The sequence below is a fragment of the Klebsiella sp. BIGb0149 genome (assembly GCF_004362605.1).
Classification (GTDB): domain Bacteria; phylum Pseudomonadota; class Gammaproteobacteria; order Enterobacterales; family Enterobacteriaceae; genus Klebsiella; species Klebsiella terrigena.
Genome location: NZ_SNYG01000002.1, coordinates 975,838 through 996,211 on the forward strand (window position 1 = coordinate 975,838; position 20,374 = coordinate 996,211).

17 protein-coding genes, 1 tRNA gene and 3 pseudogenes are annotated in these 20,374 nt (G+C 54.7%); 9 read left to right on the forward strand and 12 right to left on the reverse strand.

What is annotated here, in order from left to right:
- The first annotated feature begins 6 nt into the window (after nt 1–6).
- Nucleotides 7–558: an endonuclease SmrB gene (gene smrB / locus EDF75_RS11310; protein WP_045856128.1), complete on the forward strand. Its 552-nt coding sequence runs from the start codon at nt 7–9 to the stop codon at nt 556–558.
- A 21-nt stretch (nt 559–579) separates the two neighbouring features.
- Here the strand turns inward: smrB and sixA are convergent, their stop codons facing one another.
- The 4 genes from sixA to EDF75_RS11330 all read right to left on the reverse strand — a co-directional run bounded on the left by sixA (nt 580) and on the right by EDF75_RS11330 (nt 5,172).
- Nucleotides 580–1,065 carry a phosphohistidine phosphatase SixA gene (gene sixA, locus EDF75_RS11315; protein WP_133599294.1) on the reverse strand — a complete coding sequence of 162 codons (486 nt, stop codon included), beginning with the start codon at nt 1,063–1,065 and terminating at the stop codon, nt 580–582.
- A gap of 209 nt (nt 1,066–1,274) precedes the next feature.
- The gene (gene fadJ, locus EDF75_RS11320) at nt 1,275–3,419 is read right to left on the reverse strand and encodes a fatty acid oxidation complex subunit alpha FadJ (protein ID WP_133599296.1); all 2,145 of its coding nucleotides are present in this window, start codon (nt 3,417–3,419) and stop codon (nt 1,275–1,277) included.
- Entirely contained in the window at nt 3,419–4,729 is a 1,311-nt protein-coding gene (gene fadI / locus EDF75_RS11325; protein WP_133599298.1) for an acetyl-CoA C-acyltransferase FadI, read from the reverse strand. The genes fadJ and fadI overlap by 1 nt, the downstream gene beginning before the upstream one ends.
- Nucleotides 4,730–4,887: 158 nt before the next feature.
- Nucleotides 4,888–5,172 carry a YfcZ/YiiS family protein gene (locus EDF75_RS11330; RefSeq protein WP_133599300.1) on the reverse strand — a complete coding sequence of 95 codons (285 nt, stop codon included), beginning with the start codon at nt 5,170–5,172 and terminating at the stop codon, nt 4,888–4,890.
- 106 nt (nt 5,173–5,278) lie between these two features.
- Here EDF75_RS11330 and EDF75_RS27075 point away from each other — a divergent pair, with 106 nt between their 5' ends.
- Nucleotides 5,279–5,452, forward strand: a complete 174-nt coding sequence (locus tag EDF75_RS27075; RefSeq protein ID WP_159236779.1) for a hypothetical protein — start codon at nt 5,279–5,281, stop codon at nt 5,450–5,452.
- A gap of 91 nt (nt 5,453–5,543) precedes the next feature.
- Entirely contained in the window at nt 5,544–6,884 is a 1,341-nt protein-coding gene (gene fadL, locus EDF75_RS11335) for a long-chain fatty acid transporter FadL (protein WP_045856135.1), read from the forward strand.
- A gap of 62 nt (nt 6,885–6,946) precedes the next feature.
- Here fadL and mlaA read toward each other — a convergent pair whose 3' ends face one another.
- Nucleotides 6,947–7,708, reverse strand: coding sequence for a phospholipid-binding lipoprotein MlaA (gene mlaA / locus EDF75_RS11340; RefSeq protein WP_076945824.1), 762 nt, complete (start codon nt 7,706–7,708; stop codon nt 6,947–6,949).
- Nucleotides 7,709–7,978: 270 nt separating this feature from the next.
- Here mlaA and EDF75_RS11345 point away from each other — a divergent pair, with 270 nt between their 5' ends.
- Both EDF75_RS11345 and EDF75_RS11350 read left to right on the forward strand, forming a co-directional pair.
- A complete protein-coding gene (locus EDF75_RS11345) occupies nt 7,979–8,887 on the forward strand; it encodes a formate/nitrite transporter family protein (RefSeq protein ID WP_133599304.1) in 909 nt (302 codons plus the stop codon).
- Between the two features lie 74 nt (nt 8,888–8,961).
- Nucleotides 8,962–9,036, forward strand: a tRNA-Arg gene (locus tag EDF75_RS11350).
- A 153-nt stretch (nt 9,037–9,189) separates the two neighbouring features.
- Here EDF75_RS11350 and EDF75_RS27080 read toward each other — a convergent pair.
- The 5 genes and pseudogenes from EDF75_RS27080 to EDF75_RS11375 all read right to left on the reverse strand — a co-directional run.
- A pseudogene (locus tag EDF75_RS27080) lies at nt 9,190–9,491 on the reverse strand (type VI secretion system domain-containing protein); the annotation flags it as partial.
- A gap of 629 nt (nt 9,492–10,120) precedes the next feature.
- Nucleotides 10,121–10,393 (reverse strand): annotated as a pseudogene (locus tag EDF75_RS11360) (PAAR domain-containing protein); the annotation flags it as partial.
- A gap of 419 nt (nt 10,394–10,812) precedes the next feature.
- Nucleotides 10,813–12,201 (reverse strand): carbohydrate porin, encoded by a 1,389-nt coding sequence (locus tag EDF75_RS11365; RefSeq protein WP_133599308.1) that lies wholly within the window; start codon nt 12,199–12,201, stop codon nt 10,813–10,815.
- Nucleotides 12,202–12,629: 428 nt separating this feature from the next.
- Nucleotides 12,630–14,309, reverse strand: coding sequence for a glycoside hydrolase family 43 protein (locus EDF75_RS11370; protein WP_133599310.1), 1,680 nt, complete (start codon nt 14,307–14,309; stop codon nt 12,630–12,632).
- Nucleotides 14,310–14,369: 60 nt separating this feature from the next.
- Complete coding sequence (locus tag EDF75_RS11375; RefSeq protein ID WP_166646169.1) at nt 14,370–15,809, reverse strand: MFS transporter; 1,440 nt, start codon at nt 15,807–15,809, stop codon at nt 14,370–14,372.
- Nucleotides 15,810–16,233: 424 nt separating this feature from the next.
- Between EDF75_RS11375 and EDF75_RS27330 the strand changes: the two are divergent.
- Together EDF75_RS27330 and EDF75_RS11385 are read left to right on the forward strand one after the other, a co-directional pair.
- Nucleotides 16,234–16,469: pseudogene (locus EDF75_RS27330) on the forward strand (xylose isomerase); the annotation flags it as partial.
- Between the two features lie 63 nt (nt 16,470–16,532).
- The gene (locus EDF75_RS11385) at nt 16,533–16,928 is read left to right on the forward strand and encodes a VOC family protein (protein WP_133599459.1); all 396 of its coding nucleotides are present in this window, start codon (nt 16,533–16,535) and stop codon (nt 16,926–16,928) included.
- A gap of 19 nt (nt 16,929–16,947) precedes the next feature.
- Here EDF75_RS11385 and EDF75_RS11390 read toward each other — a convergent pair whose 3' ends face one another.
- Both EDF75_RS11390 and EDF75_RS11395 read right to left on the reverse strand, forming a co-directional pair.
- The gene (locus EDF75_RS11390; RefSeq protein ID WP_200851453.1) at nt 16,948–18,168 is read right to left on the reverse strand and encodes an arabinose transporter; all 1,221 of its coding nucleotides are present in this window, start codon (nt 18,166–18,168) and stop codon (nt 16,948–16,950) included.
- Between the two features lie 85 nt (nt 18,169–18,253).
- The gene (locus EDF75_RS11395) at nt 18,254–18,913 is read right to left on the reverse strand and encodes an O-methyltransferase (protein WP_123551793.1); all 660 of its coding nucleotides are present in this window, start codon (nt 18,911–18,913) and stop codon (nt 18,254–18,256) included.
- Nucleotides 18,914–19,040: 127 nt separating this feature from the next.
- On the opposite strand from EDF75_RS11395, the gene EDF75_RS11400 reads away from it, so the two are divergent.
- Together EDF75_RS11400 and EDF75_RS11405 are read left to right on the forward strand one after the other, a co-directional pair.
- On the forward strand, nt 19,041–19,688 hold the full coding sequence (locus EDF75_RS11400; RefSeq protein WP_133599316.1) for a TetR/AcrR family transcriptional regulator: 648 nt from the start codon (nt 19,041–19,043) through the stop codon (nt 19,686–19,688).
- 145 nt (nt 19,689–19,833) lie between these two features.
- Nucleotides 19,834–20,310, forward strand: a complete 477-nt coding sequence (locus EDF75_RS11405) for a WbuC family cupin fold metalloprotein (RefSeq protein ID WP_133599317.1) — start codon at nt 19,834–19,836, stop codon at nt 20,308–20,310.
- The last annotated feature ends 64 nt before the right edge of the window (nt 20,311–20,374 follow it).

A 20,374-nucleotide genomic window follows, 5' to 3' on the forward strand; every position in this document is an offset into this window, starting at 1 on the left:
TGGGCAATGAAAAAGAAAACATCGCTTAGCGTGGAGGATCAGACGCTGTTCCGTCAGCTCATGACCGGCACGCGTAAGATTAAGCAGGACACTATCGTTCACCGCCCGCTGCGCAAGAAAATAACCGAAGTGCCGCCGAAGCGTCTGCTTCAGGAGCAGGCCGACAACAGCCACTACTTTTCGGATGAGTTTCAGCCGCTGCTGAATACCGAGGGGTCGGTAAAATACGTCCGTTCGGACGTGAGCCACTTTGAGTTGAAAAAGCTGCGCCGCGGAGACTATTCGCCCGAGCTGTTTCTTGACCTGCACGGTTTAACCCAGCAGCAGGCAAAGCAGGAGCTGGGCGCGCTGATTGCCGCATGCCGCCGGGAACACGTATTCTGCGCCTGCGTGATGCACGGCCACGGAAAGCATATTCTGAAGCAGCAAACGCCATTATGGCTGGCGCAGCATCCGCATATTATGGCCTTCCATCAGGCGCCAAAAGAGTACGGCGGAGACGCCGCACTGCTGGTGCTGATTGAGATTGAAGAGTGGCAACCGCCGGAGCTTCCGTAATACGTCGGCTCCGGGGGGAGATTAGATAGCTTTCGCCATCTTCAGGTTGCAGGGGCTCATCTGCCAGTTGAATTCGCCCTTGCCGTTGGCATCGAGCGTCACGCAGGCAATGGCCGAGGTCGTGAACATCGGGGGAGTCTCTCCCGGGCAGAGCTCTGAGACGAGGTACCCCACCAGCGGCAGGTGAGAAACGACCAGCGCCGTTGCCACACCCTCATTCGCCAGCGCCTGAAGATAGGCGTTGACCATGCCAACGTCGCCGCACGGCGTCAGCTCCGGCATGACGTCGACGTTCTTCGGCAGGTTCATGCACTCTCTTACGATATCCAGCGTCTGTTCTGCACGCAGATAAGGACTCACAAGAACCCGCTCAATATCCACTTTCTGGCCTTTCAGCCAGGTTGCCATCTGACGAGACTCATCACAACCGCATGCGGTTAATGGACGAACCGAGTCACTGGCTGCATCGAGGGCAGCGTCGCCGTGACGCATGATAAAAACTTGCATATTGCACCGCTTTTGTTAACCAGAAGCACCGTAGTCTTGCCCGCGAAGGTAATACGCAGTCGACTCAGTGGCCGGGCATTGTGCCTGATCCATCCAACGAATGAAACGCTGTTTTTTACCTCAGTGGCGTAAGTATAGTCAATGATTGTTGACAAAACAGCCAATCGACAGCGTCATTCATCGTCGGATTTATCTTCTTTGACCAGAACTTAGGTCGTCCGTTCGCCAGCGGGCCAAAACGTCGCCCCCTGCTCGGCCATGCGCAATAAATTTTCACATGGCGTAAAACGCGGGCCGTACTGAGCGGCCAGACGCTGCAAAATTGCAACCACTTCACCCGCCCCGAATGTATCCATATAGCGGAACGGGCCGCCAAGAAACGGCGGGAAGCCTATACCAAACACGGCGCCGATATCGCCATCGCGGGCGCTGCGAATAACCCGCTCATCGAAGCAGCGCGCCGCTTCATTGAGCATCATCATCACGCAGCGTTCCGCCACCTGCTGCGCCGACAGTCGCGCCTGCGGGGCAGAAATCCCCAGTAGCGAATAAATTGCCGCATCGGGTCGTTTTTTGCTTGTACGCCCTTTTTTCTCATAAAGATAGAAACCGCGGCTATTTTTTCTGCCTTTGCGATCGTCATTCAAGATCGCATTAATGATATTTGCAGGTGGGCTAAAACGTTCTCCCCACGCCGATTCCAGAACGGGAATAATTTTGGTGCCGGTGTCGATACCCACTTCATCAAGCAGCTGGATAGGCCCTACGGGAAAACCGAATTTAACCAGTGCGTTATCGATATGCTCAACGGGCTCACCTTCCATCAGTAAACGCATCGCCTCGTTAATGTAGGGGGCGAGAATGCGGTTGACGTAGAAGCCGGCTTTATCCGCCACCACGATCGGCGTTTTGCCCTGCATTTTTGCCAGCCGGACCACCGTGGCGACGGCCTGCGGGTCCGTATGCTGGTGCGGGATAACCTCCACCAGCGGCATTTTTTCAACCGGGCTGAAATAGTGCAGGCCGATCACCCGCTGAGGCCTGCTGGCCTGCGCCGCGATCCCGGCGATCGGCAGCGACGACGTATTGGAGGCAAAGATCGTCTCCGGGCCACAATGTTGTTCTATTTCGGCAACCATGCGCTGTTTAAGCGCTAAGTCCTCGAATACGGCTTCGATCACCACGTCGCGGTGGGCAAACCCTTGATAATCCGTGGTCCCGGAGATAAGGGCCAGCTGGCGGTCGCGCTCGCTGGCGCGCATATAGCGGCGGCGTACCTGCTTGTCCAGCAGCGCCCAGCTGTACTTCAACGCATGGTTAATCCCGGTGGCCTGAATATCCTTGATTCGCACCGGCAATCCGCCTTTGCTGGCGGTAACGTAAGCTATTCCCCCGCCCATCAGACCGCCGCCGAGAACGGCGACGCTGTTTAAAGGCCCGGCTTCAGCCTCGGCGCCGCGATCTTTTTTCAGCTCGGTGCTGGCAAAGAAAATAGCGCGCAGCGCCTGCGATTGCGGCGTCATCGCCAGCTCGCCGAAGGCTTTCGCCTCCTCGGCGTAGCCGCTGCTGCAGCCATGAGCCAGCCCGTTCTCAATGACCTGCAGAATTTTTCTCGCGGCGGGATAGTTGCCCTGGGTCTTCTGCTGCGTCTTTTTCGCCACCAGGCGAAACAGCAGATTACGCCCTAGCGGGCCGGCAAGAACGCGCTCGCGCATTGGCATATTGCGGCTTGCCGGACGCCCTTTCAGCGCCAGCTCCACCGCCGTTTGCAGTAAAATAGCCTGCGGTACCACATCGTCCACCAGCCCGGCCTTAAGCGCCTGTCTGGCGCGCAGCTGTTTGCCGGTGAGGATCATCTCCAGCGCGCTGCTGACGCCAATCAACCGCGGCAGCCGCTGCGTGCCGCCGGAACCCGGCAGCAAACCCAGCTGCACCTCAGGAAGACCAAGGCGAGTTTTATCATCATCGCTACAGACTCGCCCGTGGCAGGCCAGCGCCAGCTCAAGGCCCCCGCCAAGGCAGGCGCCGTGGATAGCGGCGATTGCCGGAATTGTCAGCCCGTGGAGCTCGGCCATGATCTGCTGCCCCTGACGAGCCAGCGCCTCCGCTTCTTCCGCGCTGGTACAGCGGGCAATCATATTGATATCCGCCCCGGCGATGAAGTTGTCCGGTTTAGCAGAAATAATCACTACGCCGCGCAGGGATTTATTATCGCGGACCTGGCGGATGATAGCCCGAACCTGGCTGCCAAATTCGGCCTTCAGGGTATTCATTTTTTCGCCGGGCGTATCGATGGTAATTACCGCCACGTTGTCCGGACGAATATCGAGAGTAAACGCCGATGCAGGAGTCATTACTCCACCTCCAGAATCATGGCGGCGCCTAAACCGCCCGCCGCACAGGCGGTGACCAGACCAAACCCGCCCCCTCTGCGCCGCAGCTCGTGCAGCGTTTGCGTGATCATCCTCGCGCCGGTCGCCGCAAAAGGATGGCCGTAGGCAATAGAGCCGCCGAGGACGTTAAACTTGCTGTCATCCACTTCGCCAGTGGCCTGCGAGCGGCCAAGCACTTCGCGGGCAAAACGATCGCTTGCCAGACACTTCAGGTTGGCCAGCGTTTGCGCGGCAAAAGCCTCATGCATATCGATAAGGGTTAAATCGGCGAGGGTTAGCCCCGCCCTTTCCAGCGCCAGAGGCGTTGACCACGCCGGCCCCAGCAGCATGTCCTGCTGAACGCCGTTGGCGGTGAAGGCGTAGCTGCGCAGATAGCCCAGCGGGGTTAATCCCAGCTCTTTCGCCCGGGATTCCGTCATCATTATCACCGCCGCGGCGCCGTCGGTTAACGGCGTACTGTTGGCCGCGGTGACCGTGCCGTGCTTGCGATCGAAGGCCGGACGTAACTTTTGGTAATCAGCAAGGGTAGAATTCTTACGAATATTGTTATCGCTTTCTACAGGCTCGCGGAACGGCGGCGCGTAGGCGGTCATCACTTCTGCTGAAAGCTTTCCCTCCTCCCAGGCTTTGGCCGCCAGCTGGTGTGAGCGAAGCGCCAGCGTATCCTGCTGTTCACGGCTGATGCCCCAGCTTTTTGCCATCTGCTCGGCGGTGTCGCCCATCCGCAGCCCGGTCGAGTATTCGGCGACGGCGGGCGGTACCGGTAAAAGATCGCGCAGGCGCAGGCGGGAAAAAAGCTTCAGCCGCTGGCCGAGGGTACGCGCCTTATTGGCATCCACCAGCGTGCGGGCCAGCTTTTTACTTACGCCGATAGGCAGCACCGATGAGGAGTCGGCGCCACCGGCAATGCCCGCGCGGATCGTTCCGGCCATCAGGCTTTCGGCGACGTTGGCGACGGCCTGAAAGCTGGTCGCGCAGGCGCGGCTGACGCTATAGGCATCGGTGTGCACGCTCATGCCGGTGCCGAGCACGATCTCGCGCGCAATATTCGGCGCTTCCGGCATCTGCACCACCTGGCCAAAGACCAGCTGTTCAATAATCTGCGGGGGAATATCGCTGCGAGCCAGCATTTCACTGATGACCATTTTTCCCAAATCAATCGCGGGAACGCCGTGAAATACCGTTGCCTGACGGGCAAACGGAGTACGTAAACCGCTGACGATGGCTATGCGATCGCCCTGACGGGTGACAAGCGGTAGTGCCTGACTCATAACTCTCCCCTGTTAACCGATAAAACCAAGTGGTCTGACCTGATAACAGTTTTAACTAATTTTTTACATTAAGCCAATCGGAGAAGCAAAAAAGTGGGAGCCAAAACACATTGAAAGGAGAAGATGACGCCCCGCAGAAAGGGGGCGTCAGAACGGAATTAACGCAGGCCGAGCTGGAAAATCAGGGTTTCCGCTTCGCAGCAGAATACAAAATCGATATCCAGCTGCACGCCGCCTTCAACCTCGGTAAAGGTCGGGGTAATTTTGCACGGATCGGATTCCACGCCGCGGGCTCTTTCGCTCAACGCCGCCAGGGTTTCGTCGGCTTCAGCGCGGTTGGCAAACACGCGGCTGTAAGAGGCGGTGCAATCGGTGTTGTCCATAATGGTGCCAACATCCATACAGCAGCAAACCGGGGTTTCATCTGCACTAACTTTACTCATCGTAGATTTCCTCTGTATATGCACGCAAGGTGCCAGACAATTAATAGGCTTATTTTACGCCCGGGCGAGGAGTGCCTCCAGTCGTTAATGATGACAACGGCGCTAAGTGACCGAAATCACACTTAAAAATGATCCAAAACAAGAATTACCCGAATCAGCCCCCCTGGGCGAAGGCAAATTTGCCGGCTGGATCGCTTTTTTCGTATCACAATTGAAAAATTCCATAAACAAACTTGCAACATATCATCTGGTCAGACCTATACTCAGCGCACTGGTCTGATTTCTCTGTCGTAAAGCAGACCCTACACTTCGCGCTTCTGTTACGGCATGTAACATAGTTTGAATAAAAATAACTCAATGAGGTTATGGGCATGAGCCAGAAAACCCGCTTTACCCAATCTGCCCTCGCAGTGGCTGTAGCACTTGTTTCCACACAGGCCTGGTCAGCAGGCTTTCAGTTAAACGAATTCTCTTCATCAGGCCTGGGTCGCGCCTATTCCGGTGAAGGCGCAATTGCTGACGATGCGGGCAATGCCAGCCGTAACCCGGCATTGATTATGATGTTCGATCGCCCAACCATGTCCGCCGGTGCGATATTTATTGATCCCGACGTGAATATTTCTGGCAAGTCGCCATCCGGCAAAAGTCTGAATGCTGACAATATCGCTCCAACCGCCTGGGTGCCGAATTTACATTACGTTGCCCCGATTAACGATCAGTTTGGTTGGGGAGCTTCAATTACCTCTAACTACGGTCTGGCTACCGAGTACGCCGACGATTATGCTGCCGGGACCATGGGCGGCCAAACAGATTTGACAACTCTCAACCTGAACCTGAGCGGCGCTTATCGCCTTAACGACCACTGGAGTTTTGGTCTTGGCTTTGATGCGGTCTACGCCAAGGCGAAAATTGAACGCTATGCTGGCGATGCCGGTATGCTCGCTGCGGGCCAGATTATGCAGCAGGTGCCGAATTTACCAGCGGCTGCGCGGCCAGCGGCAATTGCCAAAGCGCAGCAGCTCGCAGCGATTCCTGCGGATCAACAGATTGCTCGCTTGAAAGGTGATAAGTGGGGATTTGGCTGGAACGCGGGTATTCTGTATGAAGTGGACAAAAACAACCGCTACGGCCTAACCTACCGGTCTGAAGTTAAAATCGATTTCGACGGCGATTATCGTAGCAATATGAATACGGCTGTGCCGGGCTTCCCTTACCCAACCGGCGGTTCGACAATCCCGGGCTCTCTGACGCTAAACCTGCCAGAAATGTGGGAGGTGTCAGGTTACAACCGCGTCGCGCCAAAATGGGCCGTGCACTATAGCCTTGCTTATACCAGCTGGAGCCAGTTCCAGGAGCTGAAAGCGACCGGTTCCGATGGCCAAACGCTGTTCTATAAAGACGAGAGCTTTAAGGACGCCTACCGTATCGCGCTGGGTACCACCTATTACTACGACGATAACTGGACCTTCCGTAGCGGTATCGCCTTCGATGATAGCCCGGTTCCAGCCTCTAACCGCTCCATCTCCATTCCGGATCAGGACCGTCTGTGGCTGAGCGCGGGTACCACCTACGCCTTCAATAAAGATGCATCCGTAGACGTGGGCGTCTCCTACATGCACGGCCAGCACGTAGAGATCAAAGAAGGTCCTTACACCTTCCGTTCTGAAGGTAAGGCCTGGCTGTACGGCGCAAACTTCAACTACCGCTTCTGATAAGCTGACGGCATAAAAAAAGGGTGAACATCATGTTCACCCTTTTTATTTATATCACCCGATTACTGCGAGTCGATATCTTTCAGATCGCCCTCAATCGCCTGGGCATTCGGATTATCTGCCGGCGTGAGCTTACCGCCGTTGGCGATAAAGTCATGGCGCTGGAAGTAAGCTTCACGCACCAGGATATACGGATCTGAAGACTGGCGCAGCAGGCCATCGGAGTCCAGCAGCTGGGCTCGGGTCTCGACCCCTTCAACCGCCCACTTACCGATAGACATCGGCCAGGTCAGCCAGGAGAGCACCGGATAGAGCCCATCGGCCATATCACCGCCTTCATCACGCAGCGTAAAGCTTCCGTAGAACGGCAGCTGCACGTACGGGCCGTAGCCAACGCCGTAGTGACCCAGAGTGCTACCAAAGCGATGCGGCTCGACGCGCTGCAGCTGCGGGTTCGCCATCCCGGCGACGTCAATCAGGCCGCCCATCCCGAGAATAGTGTTAAGGAAGAAGCGGGTAAAGTGCACCATACCTTTATAGGGATCGCCCTGCAGGAAGTAGTTGGCCATCACCGCCGGTTCTTCAAGGTTGCTGGTAAAGTTACTCAGCCCATTACGCGCCGGCTGTGGGACATAGTCACGCCATGCCACGGCTACCGGACGCAGAACGTACGGGTCCACCACGTTAAAGTTGAAGTTGAACATCGTACGGTTAAACCCTTCAAGCGGGTCTGAACGCCCCTGTGGCGAATCGCCAGGGCTGGAACTGGCACATCCCACCAGCAGTGTGGCGCCGAGCGCAAGCGCCGACAGGCGATAATTCATAGGTGTGTCTCCCTGTTAATTTTGGCTATCGCTGTGGGTCATCCGGGGACTGCAGCCTCCATGAAGATATCGCCCGAAGCAAGGTGCACTCTGGTGCCTGCTTTCAGCATAGCCCTCTTTGGTATAATTGTTGCGTCCTGATTCTATACATATTTTGCAATATTCGTATTGCTATTCTTGCCATTGCACAAAAAATAGGATGTTCACCAGCGCCGTCCGCGAAAAATATCTCTACGCTTATGATAATGAAAAATCATTGAGGGAAACGGCATGACTCCATACCCGGAATCGCCCGATCGCCGCAGCGGTAAAGAAGAGATAGAGGTTGAGAGCGACGAGAAACAGCAGGGCGAGGAAATAGAGGTGGATGAGGATCGTCTCCCCTCTCGCGCCATGGCCACGCATGAGGAGATCCGCCAGGAGGGGCAGAAGGAGCTTGAGCGCGACGGCATGGCTCTGCTTTGGTCAGCGGTCGCTGCGGGCCTGTCGATGGGCGCCTCGCTGGTAGCAAAAGGCATTTTTCACGTGCATCTTACCGACGTAGCGGGCGGGTACCTGCTGGAAAACCTCGGCTACACCTTCGGTTTTATCATCGTTATCATGGCCCGCCAGCAGCTGTTTACCGAGAATACCGTGACCGCCGTGCTGCCAATCATGCATAAGCCGACCCTCGGTAACATCGGCCTGTTATTACGTCTGTGGGGCATCGTGCTGGCGGGCAACCTCATCGGCACGGCCATCGCCGCGTGGGCCTTTGACGTTATGCCCATATTTGACCCTGCCACCCGCGACGCCTTTGAGAAGATCAGCTTCAAGGTCATGCAGAACACGCCGGGCGAAATGTTTGCCAACGCGATTATTTCCGGCTGGCTGGTAGCAACGATGGTGTGGATGTTCCCCGCCGCCGGTGCGGCAAAGATCGTGGTCATAATTATGATGACCTGGCTTATTGCACTCGCCGATACCACTCATATTGTGGTCGGCAGCGTCGAAATATTTTATCTGGTCTTTAACGGCTCGCTGCCGTGGCAGGAGTTTATCTGGCCATTCGCCCTGCCGACGCTGGCTGGCAATATTTGCGGCGGGACGTTTATTTTCGCCCTGCTCAGCCATGCCCAGATCCGTAACGACATCAGTAATGAGAAAAAAGCGCGGGCTAAAGCTAAAAAAACGCGCTAAGTGGCGATAGATTAAGCAGTCAGCCGATAGCGGCTTAACCTATAAGGAAAAAAACGCTATAATCCCGCCGCTTCGTCCCCTTAGTTAAATGGATATAACGAGCCCCTCCTAAGGGCTAGTTGCAGGTTCGATTCCTGCAGGGGACACCATTTTGAGCTCTCCTGATACCTACCGAATTCGATAAACCCCCTGATGGCCGGCAAAAAGCGCTTAACCCTGGGTGTAACGTCTACCCGATTCAGCGCGAATCAACAGGCATTTGGCAAACCGATCCTGTTCAACCTCCGGCAAGCCCCCAAAACTTTCTGCTCGGCCACGCGGGCCATCGGCGGGCGCAGTAGCCATTTGTCTTTTATGGCGTCGGTACTCGGGCGTGTATGCAGCCAGTGGAGCGTGGCATCCAGACCTTCGCTGTCGGCTTTCTCCAGCGCTTCCGGCTCAAGCCCCTGGATATCGTTGTCAGCCATGCTGGTGGCACTGACCGGCTCATCGCGCCAGCCGGACATATCAGCGAGTACTTTTTCATTAATCCAGTTCAGCGTGATCTCATCAGCAAATGGCGCACTGTCGTGTCGTTAAACGCCAGCGTTTCAAGTCCGGTAACCAACAATATACGGACTTTGTGGTGCCAGAAGAAGGCATATCGACGGTGAAGGTGAGTGCGAATTTGTTGACTGATCGTCATAGCAGTAGATACGGGGGCCGCATCTTCGTTTGGTGACACCTTAACATCATCACCCTGCGCACATTGCAGTTCTTTGCTGAAACTACGCTTACCATCAGCGCGAGCACCAAAGAGCAGAAAGATTCCAACTAAGGCCAGAGCAATGCTGGCTGCCACAGTACCACTCAACCAAGCATACCAGGCAGAAGTATGCCTGATGAGTTGTAGCCTTTCAGGCTGCCAGTAAACGATGCCCGCCACAACAATACTGCCGACCATCGTGATTAACGCCAAAAGCCAGAATACAATTTCCGGTTTCTTAAACAGCAAGAGGAATCGCCTCATGCCTCACCCTCCTTAGCGGAAGTCACGGGGGATACAGCCATATTCCCGACCTTTCCATTTTTGTGTTCACGGCATCCCAGTAAATGGTGCGCCAGTTGTTGTATTGATTGTGTGGTAACGGCCGCGGCACGCTCAGAAGTACGGCCTCGCTGCGAATACCGATAGTCCGACATTGACAGGGTTATCCTTGGGTTATTGCCGCCTTTGCTCTATTGGGGAGTAAATTCATATGTGTCGGTATATATCGATGGAATAAACTCAGCCCGGCACGGGCAGGTGCTTCTGCTGTGCAGCGTACCGGCAATACGGCGGCCATGAATAAAATCGTCAGGTAAACCCCCCATGATTTTAAAAAGGCCGGGATGCTTACCACAGGTTACACAGTGCTCCTCGCAGGCCTGCAATCTCCCGAAATGCATGTGATCGGGCATTCCTTCTGTGATCGTCCCACCGCAGCTTGTCTTATCGTCCTGAAACAAAAAATGTCCAACCGCCATCACTCTGCCCTTACTTTTTTACTTTCATCCGTTTCTGTACTTCTGTCTGTGCATAACGCCATTTCCGCTGTCTGCGGCCCCATTCAGCCAGAGCATACAGATCCATTTCTTCCTGTGTCCGACTCCGTTTTAAGATCATTCCCGACAATCAGCACTTAACCGTGGCTTTCAGCCAGGCTATGCTCGCGCAGCTACGGTGTCAGGGTGACTCGCGCGCGGGGTAATAGCCTGTCCCCCTTCCTTACAGCCCTTACAGCGGCAGAACTTCCTGAGGTTTTATGCAAACTCGCAAATGACTCAGGAAGTCTCATCCCTCTTCCGCCAGGCGGCAGTGACCGACAGGAACGCTCATCCCTGCAGGTCACTCAGCCGTATGCAACTACTCCATTCAGGTCCTGACACAGGATACTCAAACTAACTTAGAACCAGGCCTCAAACATGCCGCCGACGTTCAGAGAATCCAGCTGGTCGCTGCTGGTGCCGTTGACCTTAGCGGTATGTTTATTATCCACCTGGCCGCCGGTGACGTAGAAGCGCAGCATCGGCCGGAACTCAGGCCCCATACCAATCGCGATGTTCTGCGACAGCGTCAGCTTCCAGCCCTTGTTGTCGCCACCCCGATCGTAGTCAACGCGCTGATAGCCGGCTTCCAGCCAGGTTGAATGCACGTCGTTCCAGAAATACATCGGGCGCACAATCGCGCCGTAGTTTTTACGGTTATCGGTATTGTCCTTGCCGTTGTCGTAGTCATGGAAGGCCAGCAGGTATTCAACCTGCGCCTGCCGGGTGAACTTATAGTTGCCTTCGAAGCTGGCGTAGATAGCCGTCAGCCCGTCGGTTTTGTTATAGACGCTGTTATCCGCGTTATCGGAATAGCGCAGGATAACCTTGTTCACGCCGCTGTCGTCGCCGTTGGTGTGACTCAACAGCAGGCCGCCCTGCCAGGCATCGAGCTGCGCGTCGTTATCCACCGCTTTTGAATCAAAGCCGTAGTTGGCGTACACCTCAACGTCGATTGGGCCAGCCTTCATATTGTGGATTTTTGACGTCAGCGCGTAGTGGCCGTCATCGCCGGTGTCCGAGCCGCCGGTACAGGTGATGCGCGACGGGTTGGACTCATCGGCCATCACCTCCGGGCTGCAGGACTCAACCTGTGAGACCCCCGCCACGTCAAACTGCACGCCGCCGATATCAAAGTTTTTCACCCCGGCGCCCTGGCCGTCGTGGTTCATCCAGAAGTAGTCGTTGATCCCCTGCTGCGGACGCTGGTGGAAGTCGCGACCGGCCCAGATATAGGCGTTGGGGTTTGATTCGAGGACGTTAGTGACGCCGACGTAGGCCTTTTTCAGGTTAACTTCGTCGCTCCAGTGGTCGAACATAACGTTAATATCCCAGATAGCGCCCTGGCTGCTCTTAAAGGCTTTGGTGATCTGGAATTCGCCGCCGTTGCCTTCGTTGCCGAGACGGCCGATTGCCGACGCGCCGTTGTAGGAGCCGTCGACGCCGACGAACTTCTGGTCACCGGTCTGGAACTGGGCGCCGTAGCGCGCGTAGCCGCTAAACTTCAGGCCGAATGGAATAGCCATATCCGGCGTGGCCGCGGCGGTTTGCGGGTTGGTTTCCAGATCCACCTTCTTCGCAGCGGCGGCATCCATCTTAGCCTGACGGTCGGCCAGCGCTTTATCCACGGCTTTCGCCACAATGGCGTCGATTTGTTCCTGCGTAAATTCTTGTGCCATGACAGAGGAAAGCGGGCACAGCGCGGCAATAACCGCCATGACTAATGGCAGCTTTTTTATATTTTTCATGGTTATCTCAAATTAATTAATTATATTTTCAGACAATAACCATCCCGTTCTGGGGTAAGTTGAAAAGATACCACCAAAACAAGCTGATTTTATTTTTATTTGCGCAGAGGTACAGTTAAATAAATCGGGTAATAGGCTTCTCCCTATTCGATATAATTAAATATCAGCATGGATATCGATGAATAGTCTGTTGCAATAATCCACGCACGAACAAAAATGATGGCGGCCCGACATCTGCACCACGGTCGAGGTCATAGACTGCCGTATTTCGCTTACAGCCTTGCCGCTCTGCCGAGTCTACCGCAGAGCGCCATCGGCATCCCACAGCAAATCTCTGGCATTCTCTATCGCGCGCTAACGTAAGGCGGGCAGCGCTCATCAGCGGCCCCCCTTTCTTCACGACAGTAAGCGGGTATTTCGTTTATTATTTAATTAGAGCGTAACTCCCCTGCGTCCCAGCCATAATCGCCAGTAGCCGTTAACGAATCACCGAGCTCCTGATAAGCAAAATCATAAAAATCTGCGCTGACCTCATAGCCAGAGTAGTCGACTGCCGCCAGGCCAACGAATGCTCCGGTAAAGAACCCACCATAGCTTTGCAGGACATAATCATCTGAAAGTATTGCGGCATCCAGCGTGACCGGAATTTGAGTGAAGCTGATCCCATCAAAGCTATATTCATAGCTGTACGTTTGTTTGCGAACTTTGGTGCGGAACCAGACATACTCGGTACCTTCGGGGATCTTGATGGCATCATCTTTTAAATAAGAGGTGTGTTTTCCGCGATTATTTTCACCTATTTCGATGACTGAGCCATTAATTTCATTCCAGGTGATGAACACAAAGCTCCAGTGACGATCGTTATAGAAATTCGTTAACCCCGCCATTTGTTGATAGCTGAATGGATTAAATTTGACCTTAACCTGGGCATCAAAATAGAAGGCTTGCCAACGTCGGGCAATAAGCGACAGGTCATGGGTATTCGCTAAAGAACCCTGACCAATCAACGTCAGTTTGCCATCGCCTGTGGTACCCATTTTTTTGGTGAACGGAACGCGGAGCGTATTCCAGTTGCGATCGAGGGTCGACGTTGTAAAGGCATCATGCTGACTGTGATCTGTTGCGCTTTCGGTGTAAATGGCATCCTCTGGACCTTCAACAAACGTTTTTCCACCGTGGCCGCCTTCAACGCGCGGCCAGCCCTCTTCATCCCAGTACACTTTTTGGATCGACGTTTCTCTGCCCAGCGTTGACCAGCCGCGAGGATCGTAGACAGACTCGCCTGGACGATTCCACGGACGCGCGCAGAGCGAAGCGTAATACCATTCGCCAGCAGGCGTTGAAACCAAAGAGCCGTGGCCCTGCTTCTGGATGTAGCTGTCCGGCGTATCGACGTTGGTTAGGAAAACTTCTCCCGGTGCCGTGGTAAAACTGTGGGCATCTAAGGTCTTAGAACGCGCGACAACCTCCTGATGGGTGAATACGGTCCCTCCCTGAGCGGCGAAAAGATAGTAATATCCGTTCAGTTTGTAGAGGTGTGGCCCCTCGACAAGCGCAACGGCCGTGCCGCGATAGAGGGTTCGCGCTGTTTCCGGTTTTAACTTTAATGTCCGGGTATCAAGCTCAGTCAACGTAATGCCATCGAAGGGGTGATGATATTCTCGATGGTCCCAGGTTTGCTGAACGATATATTTACGCCCGTCATCGTCATGGAACAGTGAAGCATCGAAGCCAACGCCATTGAGTTTGATAGGATCTGACCATGGACCACGAATATCCGTCGCGGTGGTCAGATAGTTGGTCATATCTTTAAAGGCACCTTCCGTGATTTTCACATCCGTATACACTAGCCAGAATTTGCCATCAGCATGAGAAAGCGCCGGAGCCCAGATGCCACCTGATGAAGGGTTACCTTTCATATCTAACAGCGCGGTTGTGGACAAGGGGCTGGGGAGAAGATCCCAGTGCTGCAGGTCCTTTGACTCATGTAAACGCACGCCAGGGAACCACTCAAATGTAGAGTTTGCGATATAGTAGGTGTCATCTACACGGATAATACTGGGGTCCGCATTAAATCCAGATAACACAGGATTTTGAATAAGAGTCATAACAATCTTCCTTTATATAATTCTCTAATTTAATTTTTTGCAATTTAATTCAAACTTTAGCTATACCCGTACCTCGTCAAGCTGACGGTTGATCTCTGTGACGTTTTTATCTGAGATAGGATAGAGTTGAATGACAATCATCGAAACAACGGATAAAGCAATCGGGATCCAAACCGCTGTCATAATAATTCCATCGATAGCATTGGCACTTTGTTGAGCACCGGTTTCGCTAAAGCCATACGCAGCCAGTAACCACAGTGGAATAGCGCCGCCAATAGTAAACCCAATCTTGAAGAAAAGGCCCATGATCGCATTAATAATCGCCGCATTGCGCTTGCCTGATTTCAATTCGCCATAGGCAATCACTTCAGGGACCAGCGCCCACATAAAGCCCGTAGCCGAGGTTAAGCCCCATTGTTTAATGAACGTGGCGATGTAGGCGAGCCACAGGGCATCATGCATGCCTTCTCGTGACCAAACGTAAGTCAACAATTCACCCACAATAAACATGGCAAGGAAAAGATGGAAGAACCCTTTTTTGCCAAAAAACTTCTTGAGTTTGGGCCAAAAAATAGGGAAGACAATACCCGGAATTGAGGCAACAAGACCAACTGCCCCCATCCATTCTGAATGGCCGACAACAAACTGATTGAAGAAGCCGTTCACCGTATTCATGAAGAACATAAAGGTAAAGGCCAGCATGAAAAACAGCCCCAGAATGACAAGCGGCCGGTTGTTTTTCAGTTCAAGAAATAGATCGGTCGTTTTTACGTTGGCCGTTTGTTCTGCCGTCGCGACCACGCGCTCTTTGGTAAATTTATAACAGAAGAAAAGTGCCGCTGCGCCTAGCACCATATAAACTGAGTACACGCCAAACCACGCGTAATTCGCGGATGGATCGGTATAGTTCCCCATATTGAGTTCAAAGCCAAAAAAACCGGTATCCTTGAGGCTTCGATCTTTGGGTGAAGCAATTTGTACAAACATCGGGAACAGGGTATAGACAAGCAGGTTCGCACTGTTTGCCAACATCATTCGGGTACTGGTCAGTTTATCAATGGACTCAGGATCGCGTGTCAATGACGCGTTAAGAGAACCATAAGGAATATTCACCACTGAATAGACTAAATCCAGTGCCAAATAAATAATAAAGGCAAAAGGAACGGAACCCCGGACGCCAGGAATAGGAGCAAACAGCAATGCGGCAAGAATAACGAGCGGAATACCCGCTCTTAAAAGCCAGGGGCGATATTTGCCAGCACTGGAGCTTCTTCTGTCAACGTAGGTCCCGACCATCGGATCCCAAAAAACGTTAACTATGCGGACAAAAAGAAATATAAACCCGGCCGTTGCGGTGCTGATGGTATTTACCGTCAGCATGTGTAGAGCGAGAAAACCGCCAATTGTACCAAAGACGAGGTTTTGCGCAAAATCCCCCATTCCATAACCAATGCGCTCACCCCGCGTTAATTTGTGGTACTCATCATGCCGACTTGGAATTATGTCTTTACGCATTCTAATCAGGTCTCCGATTGTTTTTGTAAATGTGAAGCACTTTTTGACACAGATAACCGCGGAGAATCTATTGCGTTTTTATATTAATTAGTTACGTTTTTTTACTTTTGTGATCATTAAAACGCAGGGTTTCTTAATCCACGCAACAAAAATATGGCCCTGGTATCCCCCAATGTCCGGGCAGGACGCATGTACTCGACAAAACCAGCATTTTATTTCAGCGCTGATCAGCGCCCTCCGAAAGCTGAATTCTACATGACCGTCAGCGGAGGGAATACATGACTCAACTTTTTGCGATATTGCTCACATTTGAGCAATCTCTTAATCTGCGAATGAAATAACGTAATTGATCAACCGATGATGAAAAATAGAGGATAGCCGCAGCTATTGACCTTTCGCGCCCTGAATGATGGAGTTCATTGTGCAAACTTATTTCGATCGACTCGACGGCGTACGTTTTGCAGCCCCTAAGGCAACAAACCCGCTGGCTTTTCGCCATTGCTGCCCGGATGAAATTGTGCCGGCAAACGGCCGGCAGAGCATCGGCGCTTTGCCGCCTGGTATTGGCACATCTTGTGCTGGAATGGCGCAGAGATGTTTGGCAAAGGTTCTTTTGAACGCCCCTGGCTGAAGGCTGGCGATGCACCAGGCCCGGTGCCGCGTATACTAACGACATCGTGCACGCAACAACCGTTACAGGAGCTTATGGTGTCTTTTACCCACCTGCGCATTGCCCGCCCCGTCACCCGCCTTGAGCACGCATTCAGGATGTATGCCGAGGGCTTAGGTTTACAAAAAATTGCCGATTTCGCGGATCACGACGGCTTCAGCGGGATCATGCTGGGCCGTAAAGATTTACCCTGGCATATCGAATTGACCCTCTGTCATCATCACCCGGTCCGCCCTGCGCAGACGGCGGAAGACTTGTTGGTGCTGTACTACCCCGAACGGGATGAGTGGCAAAGGGCGTGCGCAAAAATGGAGCTGGCCGGGTTTACCCCGGTGAGCTCGTTTAATCCTTACTGGGACGTTAGCGGGCGGACCTTTGCCGATGACGATGGCTATCGGGTGGTCCTGCAGAACAGAGCCTGGTCATCGGTCTAGAATCAACGCGTAGAACCGCTCAGCCCGCACGGTTTGTGCCTCTGTTCAGCAGCGCCAGCGCGACGGCGGCGGAGAGCGCAACGGCAGCCGCGCTCGCCAGATAGACGGCGTTAATGCCCCATTTGCCCGCCAGGGCGCCGGCCAGCGGAGCGGTTACCCCTAAAGAAACATCAAGGAAAGCAACGTACGCCCCCATTGCCAAACTGCGGGTTTGCGGAGGAGCGCGGCGTACGGCTTCCACGCCAAATCCGGGAAAAGCCAGCGAGTAGCCAAATCCGGTAAGCGCCGCGCCAAGGTAGGCCAGGGAGGCCGTATCTGCTCGCCAGATAAACAGCTGACCCACGGCCTCAATCACCACGCAGATCAGCGCAACCCTTGCGCCGCCCAGCCTGTCGGGCAGATGACCGAAGGCAATCCGCGCGGCAATAAAGGCCAGGCCGAAAGCGGTAAAAGCCAGCGACGCGTTACCCCAGCGATGGGCGGTAAACAGCAGCGCGATAAACGCTTCGATAACGCCGAAGCCGACGCTGCACAGGGCGAGGCCTAATCCCGGCTTCCAGACGGCGCTAAGGACGGTATAGAACGAGGTTTTCTCCGTCGCCAGCGGGGCAACGCCGCGGACTCTGGCAATGGCCAGCAGAGCAATAAAGGGGACCAGCAGCACGGCAAGCGACAGGCCAAAGAAGCCGCCCCAGGCGTTAAAGGCCACCCCGAGCGGAGCGCCTGACGCGTAGGCACCGTACATCGCAATCCCGTTCCAGGACATCACTTTCCCGGCGTTTCGCGGGCCCACCAGCCCTATACCCCAGCCCATCGCGCCGGTCACCAGCAGGCTTTCGCCCAGCGCCAGCACGATGCGTCCGGCCAGCAGGATCCACACGCTAACGCCGGGGCTGGTCGTAAACAGCAGCGAGAGCAGATACAGGATCCCGGACCCGGCCGTCACCAGCAGGCCGATAACCATCGCGCGTTTCGCGCCGTGTATATCGGCAAAGTTGCCGGCCCAGGAGCGCGAAAGCAGCGCGGCCACGAACTGCGATCCGATGACCAGCCCCACCACCAGCGTACTCTGCCCCAGCGTACCGTGCAGGTGCAGCGGTAATACTGGCAGCTGCATGCCAATAATCAGGAAACCAATATAAACCGATATCACAATCGGCAGTAAGGTCAGGAACACGGACCTGGCCTGCGGTACGGCGTCAGTCAACGCCGCAGAAGTTTGATTTTGTTGTTCAGTCATAAGTGAATTCATTCAATGCGGGGATAAATAGCGGGCCGAAGGGCGTCCTCCCCTTCGGCTCTTGTGCCCTGTTGCGGGCTCTTTTTCATCTCGTGCGCAGCGAGAGCTCAACGTCATCCGCAAAGGGCACGGACAGGTAACCGTGTTGCGGATCGCGCACGTATTCCAGATATTCGGCGCTGTAGTCGGCATTATCGGCGATGATTAGCGCGCCGGGGCGCAGACGGCTTTCGAGGAGCGCCAAAATCTCCGGATACAGCGCTTTGGCGCCGTCCAGCAGCACCATATCGATGGTCTCCGGCAAATTCTGCGCCAGAGTTTGCAGCGCATCGCCTTCGCGAACATCGACCAGGGCATCAAGCCCGGCCTCTTTCAGGTGCTCGCGGGCCCGCAGCACCTTATTCGGCTCAAACTCGCTGGTTATCAGCAGGCCACCGCCGTTATCCTTTAGCGCGGCGGCCAGATGGAGCGCGGAAATACCAAACGAGGTCCCAAACTCTACAATATGCTGCGCCCGAATGCTGCGAGCCAGCATATAGAGCAACGTCCCGGTCTCCGCGGCGACGGGGAGCCAAAGATCCTTCAGATGACCATAAAGCTCGCGATATTCGGTTTTGCTGGTCATCATCCGCTCGCGGTCGGCGCGAGGAATGCTGGAGAACGCCGCGCTTGCGGCCCCGTTTGCCTGTTTAAACAGGCGTTCTAGTAATGCCGCCAGCGGCGCGGATGTCAGCGTGGTTGACATAATAAATCCTTCAAAAGTTGTGTGGTTTACGCCTGCGGCATAAAATGCGAATGATTCGTCACCTTTTAAAGAATACGATCAATTATTCACATTAACTATTCGCGTTCCGACTCGGGAGAGAAGCGCCATGTCGCCTGCTAAAAGCAAGTTGATTTCATTGAGGAAAAATCCAAAACAGGCCCGTTCAACCGAGCTGGTATCGGCGATTATTCAGGCCGCGCTTCAGGTTTTAGAAAAAGAGGGGGCGGTGCGCTTTACCACCGCGAGGGTGGCTGAAAAGGCGGGAGTGAGCGTCGGGTCGGTATATCAGTATTTTCCCAACAAAGCGGCGATTCTGTTTCGCTTACAAAGCGATGAATGGCAGCAGACAACGACCATGCTCAGCGGGATCCTCGGTAATGCCGATCGTCCTCCGCTCGACCGATTACGCACCCTGGTGCACGCCTTTATCCAGTCGGAGTGCGAAGAGGCGGGACTGCGCCAGGCGCTCAACGACGCCGCCCCGCTCTATCGCGACGCGCCCGAGGCCACAGAAAATAGAACCGCGGCCGATAGCGTCTATCGCCACTTTATTGAGGAAGTCCTTCCCGACGCCTCGGCGGCCAGGCAGCAGCTGGCCTGCGAGCTGTTGACGACAACGCTAAGCTCGGTGGGTAGCGGTTTCTCATCCAGCCCGCGCACGGCCGAAGAAATTAGCCGCTTCTCTGATGCGCTGGCGGATATGTTCAGCGCCTGGCTAAGAGAGTCCGCGCAGGAGGACGCCGCGCGGCGGTAAGGGCAAAGCTCTCTACCTGCAAACCGCCGGCGGGGCGACAAATTTAGCCCGACAGCCCAGGGTTTAGCGCGTACAATGCGGCACCCGGTCTTTCTGACGATAAGGCCCGAGTCTCCCGTTTTCAGACCTGATGCCAGGCGGATAAATGAAGCAAATTACCCTCAGCGATATGCAACAACAGCGCGAAGCGGCGGCGAATTCACCGCGCCTGCGCGCGCACCGTAACTTTCACCCACAATTAAGCGATCCGGTACAGCGTTTAGCCGTTGCGATGGAGCCCGGAACCTACGTTCGCCCCCACCGCCACCCGCACACCTTTGAGCTGCTGCTACCGCTTAGCGGACGCTTTTTGGTATTGAATTTTGATGACCAGGGCTACGTCACCCGCCGGGTGATTTTAGGGGAAGAGTGCACGGCGCTGGAGATGGATGCCGGGACCTGGCATGCGGTACTCTCGTTAGATCCCGGCGGGATTATTTTCGAAGTGAAACACGGCGGCTATCGGCCGGTGGCGGCCGAGGATTATGTCTCCTGGGCGCCGGCTGAAGGCGACGCGGGCACCGCAGAGCTGATGGCGTGGTACCGCCAGGCGCAGGTTGGCGACGGCGCTTTTACCTTCTAGAAACGCCGGCTCCTCAGACAAGACGCCTTCAGCCGACACACGGCAGGCGGCGTCCTTACCGCAG